The organism is Winogradskyella sp., assembly GCF_045105575.1.
In the GTDB taxonomy this organism is placed as follows: domain Bacteria; phylum Bacteroidota; class Bacteroidia; order Flavobacteriales; family Flavobacteriaceae; genus Winogradskyella.
The window spans coordinates 1-12,727 of record NZ_JBGCDQ010000032.1 but is presented as its reverse complement, the minus strand read 5'-3'; the positions used below and the strand labels follow the sequence as shown (position 1 = coordinate 12,727).

Here is a 12,727-nt window from a genome sequence, read left to right as displayed (position 1 = left end):
TCATACCTGTCAGGTTTGCAAAACCTTACAGGATATTAAATAACACACACCTACTCAATTTTTGAAACCTCAAAAGCGATTTACAATTTAACTGTTTCTAATTTTCATTTTACACCTATGAGGTTAGATACTGAATCAAGTTCAGTACATGCCTTGCAGGATATTTGAATCTAGACCTCAAAGGTAGATACCGAAACGAGCTCGGCACAAGACCTTTGAGGTCTTTAGATCGTTACTTCTTTTCCAACAAAACCACGTCAAACTGTGATTTAATAGTTACTGTTCCGTTTTTAACTTCTGCTGTTTGATTAGAATAAGCATCATATAATGTGTCACCATCTTTAAAAATCTTAGAGACATCCACAATCTTATCGCCTTTTTCAAGGTCTAATCCAACCACCACTAAATCTTTATAATCTCCTTTTTGATAACTTCGGTAGAAGTAATAAGGGGATTCCGTAATTATTTGATGCATGCCTGCTCCAACCGCAGGATGATTCGCTCTAAATTGACCTAATTTCTGCCAATGACTTAATACTTCTTTTGTTCTTGGTCGTTTTGCTATAGAATCCCAGTTCATCACCGAGCGTAATTTTGCATCACCCTCTGTACCAGGTACAGCAAGTGTTCTTGCAGATTCATCTCCATAATACACTTGGGAAGTTCCTGGTGATAATAGTAGTTTGTTAGCCGTTTCAAAAGGCTTTTTTCTTAAAGCATCAAAAGGGCTTCCATCGTCGTGAGAACTTAAATAATTTAGAGTTCCAAAATCTTCTAAATCACCTGTTAATATTTTATCGTAGTGCTTAAATAAATCCTCATAACCCATTTCTTTAGAGTTCCATTTAAATTCAAAATTAATGAGACTTTGAAAACTTGGTGGATCAAAATAATTGACTTTTTTATCTCCAAAATCGAACGCTTGTCCTGAGCTTACTCCGTAATTATAGACTTCTCCAACTAAATAGAAATCATTATCGTCTAAAACTTTCTCCGAATTATTCTTTTTGTATTGTGCAAATGCATAATCACATTCGGCTTTAAATTCTTCCCAAACATAGGCTTCGGTATGTTTTACCGTATCTGCTCTGTAACCATCTACCCCAAACTCAGTAATGTAATCTGTTAACCATTTTATAATATAAAAACGTGGTGCTCTTGGATGACCTGTGCGCTCAAAAAAGGCGTCGAGTTCTTTTATTTCTTGCTCGTATCGGCCTTCTGCTTTCCATTTTTCGACTAATTGAGGTGGTAATTCGACATTCTCATTGCTTTCTGTTCTAATATCTGGAAGATTGGCCACTAAAGTACAGGTCACAGTGTTTTCGTAATTATCATAGGTACATTGTGGTCCTGTGCGCACCCAACTGTCTGGCCAAACTGGGTCTTTTTCAGTTACTGGACCTGTATGATTGATTACTGCATCGAGCACTATTCTGATACCTTTAGCATGCGCTTCTTTTACCAACTCTTGTAAGTCTTCTGTTGTTCCGAAGTTTGGGTCAATTTTTGTCCAATCCTTCGTCCAATAGCCATGAAAACCATAGGTTACACCAGTACCTTCATCTGTACCTCCATGAATTTGCTCTACAATTGGTGTCATCCAAATGGCATTGATGCCTAAATCTGTAAAATAACCTTCTTTTACTTTTTGGGTGATGCCTTTAATATCGCCACCTTCAAATCCTCTTAATTTTGCGGTTGTTTTGGTTCTATCAAAATTAATATCGTTAGAAGGGTCTCCATTATTGAAACGGTCGGTTAATAAAAAATAGATGTTGGCAGCTTCCCAAACGAAAGGTGCCTCCGTCATAGAAGGTTCAATTGCAGTGGCATTACTATTTTCTGACTTGGATTGATTTTTACAACTTAAAATCATAAAACTTAGGCAAATTAATGGGATTATTTTTTTCATCTTAATTGTGTATTCTTTTATGGTTGAATATATATTTTATAGCTCCATGGTTCTAAATTTAGAAGCGTCGCATTGTGTAATGTGATTGTTTCATCTGTGCTAAAGTCTTTGTAAACTCCTTGATTAAGTGCTTCTTTAAAAGTGACAGACTTACTTTTATCTGAAAAATTAAAAACAGCAAATACCTTATCATTTTCATTCTGACGCACAAAACTGAACACCTCACTTTCATAATTATTTGGCACTTTAATCATGTGACTTCCCCATTTGGCATGCCATAATGCGGTATTTTTTTTCATTAATGTGAAGAGCTTTTTGTACAAATCACCAATAGGATGTTGTTGCCATTTAATGGCATCTTTTTCAAAAAACTCTAATCGTTTTGCGTTACCTGCTTCTTGTCCGTTGTAGATTAAGGGCATGCCTTCTCCAATAACAGACAAAGCGATGGCAGCTTCCAAACCATCTCCAAATTGTTCGTACATCGTGCCTTCCCAAGCATTTTTATCGTGATTGCTTACAAAGGTCATGCGCATACTATTCTCTGGAAATGCGCTTTCGTTCCATGAATAGTAGATATAAAGTTTATTTACATCTGCCTTTCCCATACAAATATTATGGACGGCTTCATTCCAGCTCCAAGCATAGGTCATATCAAAAGCTTCTGCGTGTAAATCTCTAGATTCCCATTCGGCCAACATAAAAACGGGTTTGATGTCGTCTAATTCTTTTCTGACGTTATTCCAAAATTCTAATGGCACCATTCCTGCGACATCGCATCTGTAACCATCGATATTGGCTTCCTTTACCCAAAATTTTAAAGCTTTGGTCATGTATTTTCTAACTTCAGGTTGGTTGAAATTTAAGTCGATAATATCGCTCCAATCCCACCAAGGTGTTGGACGAAAATCGCCTTTGTAATCTTTATCGTACAAATCTAGATGTTTCGTTACTAATTCATTGTCCCAAGCCGTATGATTCGCTACCCAATCTAAAATCACATACATGTCTTGCTCGTGCGCTGCAGCTACAAAATCTTTTAAATCTTGAAGTGATCCGAATTCAGGATTGACACTGTAATAATCTTTTACCGAATATGGACTTCCTAAGCTGCCTTTTCGGTTTTTTTCTCCAATCGTGTGAATTGGCATCAACCAAATAATATCGACTCCTAAATCTTTAAGTCTTGGCAATTGTTTTTGAGCTGATTTAAAGGTGGCTTCTTCGCTGAATTGTCTAGTGTTTAATTGGTAGATTGAAGCATTTTTACTCCATTCTGGATGTGTTAGTTTTACGTAAGATTGAGGTTGGTGTGGGTTTGAAGTTGAAAGTTCTGAATTTTCAATTGTCTCTTTTGATGGGTTTGAATTGTTTTTGCATGCTGAAAAAGCGCATATAACTGAAATTAGAATGAAGAGACGTTTTGTTTTCATGAGTTACGTTCTGTTTTATAAACCTCAAAGGTTTCAAAAACCTTTGAGGTTTGAGCTATCTTTTTGTAAATCGACTCGCTTCGACTTCGCTCAGCGACCCATTTTTGAGGTTTGGTTTGTTGAGACCTACTAGGTTTTGAAAACCTCGTAGGTCTTAGTTTATGATGTTCTTATTTATACCTACAAGGTTTTTGAAACCTTGCAGGATAGACTAACTTTTATCTAATTAATCATTTTATACCTACAAAGTGAAACCTTGCAGGAAAACAATCCATTATTTTTCAATTTTTAAAATAAAGGATTCTAAGGGTTTTATGTCAATTCTCACTTGTGCTTTACCATTTTCTACTTTTAAAGTTGACGTATAAGTCGTATACAATTGGTCTTTTACGTCGTACTCTCCATCTTGAAGTTTTAATTTTTGAACTAAATCTTCAGGTAATTGTAATTCAAAGCCATAGGTGTTTTCTGCATTAAAATTTGAAATGATAATTAATTTTTCATCATCGCTCCAACGCACAAAAGACAAGACTTTATCATTATACCATTCTGTATTTTGATGGTTGTAAATCTGAATATCTTGATAGTCTCCCATCAAAGCCGAACTGTTAATGGTGAAATTTAGTAAGCGTTTGTAAAAATCACGAAGGTTTTTTTCTTCTTCTGTGGATTGCCCTCCATCAAACTTTTTATCGTTTACCCAACGCACATAACTTGGTACTGAACCATAATCGAAAATAGACGTTCTTGTTGGATCACCGAAACCTAAGTCTTCGGCACCAGATTCTCCAAATTCTTGTCCGAAATAAACCATCGTTGGTGCCGTTGATGATGTTGCAGAAATTACCATCGCTGGTTTTCCCTTTTCTGCACTACCAGCAAAATCAGGACTAGCAATACGTTGCTCATCGTGGTTTTCTAGGAAGTGAAGCATGTGATGTTCAATATCTCTTAAATCATCTAAAATTAGTGGAATATGGTCTGTTTTTCCGTGACCTTGCATCACGTGTTTCAACGTATCATACAACTGAACTTTGTCGTACAGATAATCCATTTTCCCTCTTTTGATGTAGTCTCTGTACAAACTCGGATTGTACACCTCAGCCAATAAGAAGGCATTGGGATTTTTCATTTTTACGTGCGAATTCATATAACTCCAAAATTCTACAGGTACCATCTCAGCCATATCGTAACGGAAACCGTCGACTCCTTTTGCCGTCCAATACAAGGCAATGTCTTTAAATTTTACCCATGAACTTGGTACGGTTTTATCTTTCCAGAAGTCGAAGTGTTTTTTATAATCTTCGTTCTCAAAACCTGCTGGCAAATCGTTAAAATCTTTTTTACCATCAGGACTTACTCCGTAATTCACTTTTACCGTTTCGTACCAATCGTTAACATCTGGTTGTGATGCTCTTGACCCGTTTCCTGTCCATTTTGCGGGAATTTCTTCAAACTTACTATCTGCAAGTGGATGCTTTTCGCCACCTAAAGGCTGGTAACCGTTTTTCCATTCTGGTACTCTAAACGCTTCATTTGGATTGTAATAAAAGTTATTATTAACGTCATAAGTTTTGGTCTTATCATCTTCTGCTCCAAAATCTGTTGTGCCTTCAGGATTGGTTAAACTTTGATAATTTCGTGCCACGTGATTTGGTACAATATCAATGATCACTTTTAAACCTGCTTTGTGAGACCGTTCTATTAAAGCTTCAAATTCTTCTAATCGGTTTTCCACATTTACGGCTAAATCCGGATTCACATTATAATAATCTTTAACCGCATAGGGTGAACCTGCACGACCTTTTACAATATCTGGATCGTCGTTAGAAATGCCATATTTTGTGTAATCTGTAATCACATCGTGATGCGGCACACCTGTGTACCAAATATGTGTGACTCCTAAATTTTTGATTTCATTTAAGGCTTGAGCTGTGAAGTCATTAAATTTTCCTACTCCATTTTCTTCTAAAGTTCCCCAAGGTTTATTTGTGGTATTGGTATTTCCGAATAAACGTGTAAATACTTGGTAAACGACTTCTTTTTTCTTCATTTCTTTTTTTATTTCTTCACTTCCACTGCGCTCAGTGACTGTTTCTTTAGGTTCGTTTTTACATCCAAAAACACCTAATACGATTAATAGTGCTGTTATCTTTTTAATGGTTTTCATTTGGATTATTTTTTAAGTTTAACCGTAATAATTGAAGTTTCTTCTGAGTTTCGTTCTACAGGAATTCTGGCTGTTTTTGTAGTTTCGGACCAATCAAAATCAGAATTACGACCCACCATAATACGCTTTGGTTTTTTTTCTAAGCCATGAATAGTTAAATAAAATATCCGTGATTTTGAACTGTAATTTTTTCCTATGTCATCAGAAATTTGAAACTCTAAAACAGAGCCTTTTGTTTCCATTTCAAAATTTAGGATTTCATAGTTTTTATCGGCAATAGCATTTGCAGATTTACCGTCGTCCGTGTAAACTGATCTGCTACTGCTTAAAACGGAAGCATCGTGATAATAATCAATTTTATAAACCCTGTCATCATAGATTTCTGTAGTTTGGATGCTATTGGTATTTGGAATAAAAGCACCTGCTCTCACATAGGTTGGTATGGCGTTTTCTTTTAAAGTTACGGTTTTTGTTTGTCCACCTGTTACTTTTTCATCTGTGTAATAATTGAACCAAACATTATCTTTTGGAAAGTACACGTCTTGTTCTTTTTTACCTGCTTCCAAAACTGGCGACACTAAAAAATCATTTCCCCATAAATAGGTTTTTGAATAATCGAACAAGTCTGAATTATTGGGTTCTTCAAAAAATAAAGGTCGCATTAAAGGTTTACCGAATTGGTTATTCTCGTAAACTAAATTGTAATTGTATGGTAATAATTTGTAGCGTAATTCTATGGCTTCTTTGGCAAGTGCTTTCGCTTTTTCGCTTCTAAAAACAGGTTCACTCGGCACATCTTCTTGTGCGTGTGGTCTGTAAATTGGGTTAAATACTCCGTATTGTAACCAACGCGCATACAATTCGTCATCTAAATTGGCACCTGCAAAACCACCTAAATCACTATGCATATAAGCTAAACCTTGCATACCCATTTGTAGTGCAATTTCGGGCTGACTTTGTAAGCCTCCCCAAGTTCTATTAACGTCGCCAGACCAAGGAATCATTCCGTAACGTTGCGAGCCAGAGTAGCCTGCTCGCATTAAAATGAATGGCCTTGTGTTTGGGAAATCACGCTCATAACCTTCAAAAACCAATCTTGCCCAATCGTGACCATAAATATTATGCACTTCGTTTGCGCTTCCAGCTTTGTGCTCCACCCATTCTGGATGCACTTCTGGTTCGCCTAAATCTCCCCAAACTCCTGCGACTCCTTTATTGGCTAATCCTTTATAAATGTTCCAAAACCATTTTTCGCCATCAGGATTGTAGATATCGATGAGGCCTGTGTTACCAAAATAGAAATCGTAGGTTGCTGGTTTTCCGACAGAATCCTTTGCCAAAATTCTTTTCTCAACCGCTTCATTCCACTTTTTAGATGTGGTTAAAATAAACGGTTCTGTAATCGTTATGGTTTTGACACCTTTATCTTTGAGACGTTTTACCATGCCTTCAAAATCGGGAAATGCTTCTCGGAACACTTCCAAATTTCCCATGGTGCCTTTAAGTTCTTTTCCAAACCAATACAAATCTAAAATAATGGCATCGACTGGGATTTTTTCGTCTTTAAATTTTTTAATCGTCATTTCTACCTCTCGCTGTGAATGGTAGCCAAATCGGCTTGAAAAGTTACCCAAAGCCCAACGCGGCAATAGTGGTTGTTTCCCTGTTAAATCGGTATAATTATCAATCATATCTAACCAAGAATCGCCTACAATAACTTGATAGGTTTTTCTACCCGAAATGGTTTCATAGGTTAAGGTATTATCGCCTTTACTATCTAAATCTAGGAAGCCAATTGGTGCATTATCAAAATGTACGAGATATTGTTTTGACGATACTACGATTGGCATAGTATAGTTCATTAGTTCGCTTCGGGTTTCGTAACCATAATGTGCTTTGTTGTACAATTCTAATCGATTGCCACGACGGTTCATTCCTAAAGCTCTTGCGCCTCCTCCATATAAAATTTCATCTTTTTCTAAATGGAACTGTATGGTTTCGAGACTGTCATTTTTAACATAGCCTTCTTTTTCTGAAATGATAAATTTATCTTTATAATGGTACGAAATTTTAAATGGCTTTTTAGTAATGGTAACGTAAAGTCCTTTGGTTTTTAACACGACCTCGTTACCATTATCAGTCATTTCAAAATACGAGTTGTAGGGTTTTGCGACTACAGCATGAGAAGTTGCTTTTAGATACTCACCTTTTGGAACAAACGTAGTTTCAATAATATTTGCAGAAAATGGTTTAAAAATATAGTAACCATCATTGACTTCAATTTTTAAATCTAAGCCTTGTTTTACAGCACTTTGAAAAACTCGAGTTGAATTTTGAGCATGCGTAAAACCGGATGAAAAGAGGGTAACGATAAATAAAATTATGTTTTTCATATTTTGTTTATTGAGACCTCACCGTTTTTAAAACCTGTGAGGTCTAGAAATATTTAATTCAATACCAACAAGGTTTTGACTTCGACTCACTTCGCCTTCGCCAAGTGACTTACAATCAGCTAGCAACCTTAAATTAAAAATACCACCTGCAAGGTTTTAAAAACCTGCTAGGTCTATTAAAAGCCAACATCAGGTCTGTTTTTTTTATCATTTTTTACTTTTAATAAAAATTCTAAAGGTACATTTAATCGTTTGTTCCATGAACTTTCTGAATGGTCTGTACCTTCAAAATATAGATTCTTAAAGTCGGTATCAGAATATCCTTTTGATTTTAGGATATCATCGACTCTTGTTGCGTATTGCGGATAATGCTCGTCTAGAGTTTTATTACCATAATCAAAATACAATTTATGGTCTCCTGCTGTTGGTAAATTGGCTTCCATATACTTAAAAATGGCTTCTGGATATGGGTTATTTGGCATTGGCATTGCACCAACCCAATGTGTTGATAAACCTGCTGCGCCACCAAAAACTTCTGGATATTCTGAAATCGCATACATAGACATTAAACCTCCCATGCTTGAACCCATTATAAATGTGTGTTCGCGATTTGTTTCGACCGAATAATTTTTATCAATACTAGGTTTTAATTCTTCAACTACAAATTTTAAATAGTTATCTCCTTTAAAATCACTATTAAAATTGTTCTTTTTAGCTAATGCCATTAAAGAATCTTTAACCTTAATATTCATAAAATCCATTGCTTTTTGCGGAAATAAATCTTGCCAACGGATTTCTGGAATATTGTGAATTCCGACTACAATAAAATCTTTTACTTTTTCTTCATCTACTAATTTTGATGCCCATTCATCTACTTTCCATTCTTGTTTGTTCCATGTGGTGGTAGAATCAAATAAATTTTGACCGTCGTGCATATATAACACTGCGTATTTTTTATCTTTTGAATAGTCCTGAGGTAACCAGATGTCTACTGGTCTTGCTTGAATATATTTTGACGGAAAGCTGTCTGTACGATGAATTTCACCCTTATACAATTGAGCCGTTTTTAAAGCTTGAAACTTAACCTCAGGTTGATTGGTTTCAACTTTAATATTTTCTTGTATTGGTTGTGTTTCATTTTTACATGATAACAAAACCAGAAAGGTGCATATGTAAATAAGGTGTTTCATAGATGTTGCTTTTAGACCTGCTAGGTTTGAAAAACCTGCTAGGTCTCTGTAACTTTTAAAATTTAGTCGTTAAAATCAGACTCCCTTTTTCGTTTAACATTAAAGTCGTATCCCATTTTAGTTGTGCTTCAGAAACGATATTTTTCAATAATTTTCCTTTTAATCCTAATTCTTCAAATCGAGATACCTCTAATTCAATTGGATTCTCGTTTTTATTGATAATATGAACAATGGTTTCGTTTTCTGACATTCGTGCTAAAACATAAACACCATCTTGTGGTGCAAAATGCATGGTTTTTCCGTCGTGAATGGCTTCGCTTGTTTTTCTGTAATTCAAGATGGTTTTGAGATACGATTGCATTTCTTTTTGATCTGCTGTTAAACCTTCACCCGAAAATGCATTTACCGTATCACCTTGCCAACCGCCTGGAAAATCTGTTCGGATAAGTCCATGGTCACCTGGATTATCAAAATCCTCCATTAAAATTTCGGTACCATAATAAATCTGTGGAATTCTCGGCAACACCAATAAATAACTCAAAGCCATTTTGGAATTGGTTAAATCGCCTTTAAATTCTGTATAAACGCGACTTTTATCATGATTGTCTAAAAATGCCATAATATCTTTTGGCGACGTGTATGCAAAATCATTGGATAAGCCTTCATAAATTTTCACGAGGCCTTTATCCCAAGATTCATCTTCATTTAAAGCTTCGACGATTTGCTTTTGCATGGCAAAATCCATCGTAGATTTTAAGTTAGAATCGTATTTGTCTGTATTGTTATGGCCCTCTTGCCAATAGCCAATTAACAATGGGTTATAGCTCCACTCTTCTCCAACAATGGTAAAATTAGGATATTCATTCATAATCGCACCAGCCCAGTGACTCATAAACGTTTTGTCTGGATAAGGATAGGTGTCTTGACGAATGCCACCCAAACCTAAGGTTTCAATCCACCAAATGCTATTTTGAATAATATAATTTGCCATAAAGGGATTACGCTGATTCAAATCTGGCATCGTAGCTACAAACCAACCGTCTGCCATTTCAGAATAATCTTTTTTAGACGCATATGGATCTTGATTTGTAGTACGTCTGTGGCTCGATGTTTTGGTGGTTTTCCAATCCCAATTGTCCTTATTCTTCTCGTAATGTTCTTGATAATTCACCCAATCTTTAAATGGTAAATCTTTCATCCACCAATGTTGCAATCCACAATGATTAGCCACCTGATCCATGATGAGTTTCATATCTCTCGACCTTAAATCGTCTGCTAAGGTTCTGTAGTCTTCTAAGGTTCCGAATCGTGGATCTACTTTGTAAAAATTAGTCATGGCATAACCATGATATGAGCCTTGTGGCATATCGTTAATTAAAACAGGACAAGGCCAAATTGCTGTAAAACCAAGGTCTTCAATGTAATCTAAATGGTTGGTAATGCCTTGTAAATCGCCTCCGTGTCTGGCATAACCATCTGTTCTGTCAGTACCTTGTTGAAGCAAACCTGCTACTTCATCATTTTTAGGATTGGCATTAGCAAAGCGGTCTGGTGTAATGAGGTAAATGGCATCCGAACTATCGAAACCGACATAATCTTCTGCGGATTTTTCGCGTGATTTTAACGTATAAGTTTGAATTAATTCTGAACCGTCTTCACGTTTGAATCGGATATTGAATATGCCTGCTTTTGCAGATTCAGAGATGTCTAAATCTAAAAATAAATAATTAGGACTATCGGATTTATGCACTTTTTTTAAGGTGACACCTGCATAAGACATTGTTGGTGTTGCATTTCCGATATTTGGATGCTTAACCAATAATTGAAGGTTTTGATTTTTGAAATCTACCCACCAATTTGGTGGTTCTATGCGTTCAATGTCATTCTGAATTTCCGTAACAGTTTCGGTTTCGGAAATCACGTTTTTCTCTGACGTGCTTTTTTCTTTGCATGACGACACATTAATAAGGAATAGGATGATTAGGATGTGTTTTAATGCTTTCATACTTTTTGTTTCAATTAAGAAAATATACCTACAAGGTTTTAGAAACCTTGCAGGATAAAAGTCAGGTTTATTTCAAGATAATTGGTTGTTTTTAAAATTTTAGACCTGCTAGGTTTGCAAAACCTGCTAGGTCTTTGACCAATTTAAACTCACAGGATATTATACCGTAACCAAATTTCCAGAGCTAATCATCACTTCCTTACCATTAACCAAAATTGGTAATGCCTTATCACCTTCCAACTCAAAATGGGTTTCATTTTGGTTGACGCTTACTTTTATAATCTGATGTCTAAAATTCACTTTAAAAGAATAGCCTTTCCATTGTTTTGGAATCTTAGGTTCAAAAGATAAGGTGTCGTTTTTAACACGCATACCACCAAAACCTTCTACAATACTCATCCATGTCCCAGCCATTGAGGTGATGTGCAAACCTTCGTGTACTTCATGATTGTAATCGTCTAAATCTAAACGCGACGTTCTCAAGTAGAACGTATACGCCTGATCCATGCGGTCTAATTTTGCCGCTTGAATACTGTGTACGCAAGGTGACAAGGAACTTTCGTGAACTGTAAATGGTTCGTAAAACTCAAAGTGACGCTCTAATTCTTCAATTGTAAAATCGTCCTCAAAGAAATAAAACCCTTGTAATGTATCTGCTTGTTTGATGTATGGCGACCGTAATATGCGATCCCAAGACCATTTTTGATTAATTGGACGTTGGGTTTGATCTAAATCTTCAACCGTAATCAGTTCCTTATCTAAAAAACCATCTTGTTGTAAATACACTTGATGTTCCTCGGAATATGGAAAATACATGTGATCTGATACTTTTTTCCAAAGTGCTAATTCTTCATGTGAAATTTTTGTTTTGCCTTTAATTCTTGCAAAATCTTCGCCATGCCCTTCTTTTACTTTTTCAATCGTTTCTAAGGTATAATCGATACACCATTTGGCAATGTAGTTGGTGTACCAATTGTTGTTTATGTTATTTTCGTATTCATTTGGTCCTGTAACACCGAGAATGACATATTTATTTTTTTGTGTTGAAAAGTTAGCGCGTTGGTGCCAAAAACGTGAAATAGCAATTAAGACTTCTAATCCCATTTCTGGAATGTAACTGAAATCGCCAGTATATCTGTAATAATTAAAAATGGCAAAGGCAATGGCTCCGTTTCTATGGACTTCTTCAAAGGTTATTTCCCATTCGTTATGACATTCTTCGCCATTCATGGTGACCATTGGATACAAAGCAGCTCCATTTTTAAACCCTAGCTTTTCAGCATTCTCAATGGCTTTTTCGAGATGATTATAACGGTAGGTTAATAAATTTCGTGCGACTTCTTGATCTTTGGTTGCCATGTAAAACGGAATACAATACGCCTCGGTATCCCAATACGTACTTCCTCCATATTTTTCGCCTGTGAAGCCTTTTGGACCAATATTTAAGTTAGGATCTGTGCCTAAATAGGTTTGATTCAAATGAAAAATATTAAATCGAATACCTTGTTGTGCTTTTACATCGCCTTCAATAGTAATATCAGACATGTGCCATATCGTTGCCCAAGCTTGTTTTTGATCTTCTAGTAATTTTGAAAAACCAGCTGTTGTTGCTTTGCTTAAT

Annotated in this window: 7 protein-coding genes; all 7 read right to left on the bottom strand. The window is 35.9% G+C overall.

The features are described from left to right. Nucleotides 1-232: 232 nt before the first annotated feature. A complete protein-coding gene (locus tag AB8B52_RS08555; RefSeq protein WP_406027137.1) occupies nucleotides 233-1,915 on the bottom strand; it encodes an alpha-amylase family glycosyl hydrolase in 1,683 nt (560 codons plus the stop codon). Between the two features lie 17 nt (nucleotides 1,916-1,932). Continuing rightward, on the bottom strand, nucleotides 1,933-3,348 hold the full coding sequence (locus AB8B52_RS08550) for an alpha-amylase family glycosyl hydrolase (RefSeq protein ID WP_406027136.1): 1,416 nt from the start codon (nucleotides 3,346-3,348) through the stop codon (nucleotides 1,933-1,935). Between the two features lie 274 nt (nucleotides 3,349-3,622). After that, nucleotides 3,623-5,518 (bottom strand): alpha-amylase family glycosyl hydrolase, encoded by a 1,896-nt coding sequence (locus AB8B52_RS08545; protein ID WP_406027135.1) that lies wholly within the window; start codon nucleotides 5,516-5,518, stop codon nucleotides 3,623-3,625. Between the two features lie 5 nt (nucleotides 5,519-5,523). Next, entirely contained in the window at nucleotides 5,524-7,911 is a 2,388-nt protein-coding gene (locus tag AB8B52_RS08540) for a TIM-barrel domain-containing protein (RefSeq protein WP_406027134.1), read from the bottom strand. A gap of 176 nt (nucleotides 7,912-8,087) precedes the next feature. Beyond that, nucleotides 8,088-9,101: an alpha/beta hydrolase gene (locus tag AB8B52_RS08535; protein WP_406027132.1), complete on the bottom strand. Its 1,014-nt coding sequence runs from the start codon at nucleotides 9,099-9,101 to the stop codon at nucleotides 8,088-8,090. A gap of 55 nt (nucleotides 9,102-9,156) precedes the next feature. Further along, complete coding sequence (locus tag AB8B52_RS08530) at nucleotides 9,157-11,106, bottom strand: glycoside hydrolase family 13 protein (protein WP_406027130.1); 1,950 nt, start codon at nucleotides 11,104-11,106, stop codon at nucleotides 9,157-9,159. Nucleotides 11,107-11,265: 159 nt separating this feature from the next. Then, nucleotides 11,266-12,727: family 65 glycosyl hydrolase domain-containing protein (locus AB8B52_RS08525; RefSeq protein ID WP_406027128.1), on the bottom strand; the 1,462-nt coding region annotated here is incomplete at its 5' end.

Bases quoted from the DNA above. Each gene is read 5' to 3' on its own strand.
- AB8B52_RS08555 (WP_406027137.1), bottom strand. From the start codon at position 1,915: ATGAAAAAAATAATCCCATTAATTTGCCTAAGTTTTATGATTTTAAGT.
- AB8B52_RS08550 (WP_406027136.1), bottom strand. From the start codon at position 3,348: ATGAAAACAAAACGTCTCTTCATTCTAATTTCAGTTATATGCGCTTTT.
- AB8B52_RS08545 (WP_406027135.1), bottom strand. From the start codon at position 5,518: ATGAAAACCATTAAAAAGATAACAGCACTATTAATCGTATTAGGTGTT.
- AB8B52_RS08540 (WP_406027134.1), bottom strand. From the start codon at position 7,911: ATGAAAAACATAATTTTATTTATCGTTACCCTCTTTTCATCCGGTTTT.
- AB8B52_RS08535 (WP_406027132.1), bottom strand. From the start codon at position 9,101: ATGAAACACCTTATTTACATATGCACCTTTCTGGTTTTGTTATCATGT.
- AB8B52_RS08530 (WP_406027130.1), bottom strand. From the start codon at position 11,106: ATGAAAGCATTAAAACACATCCTAATCATCCTATTCCTTATTAATGTG.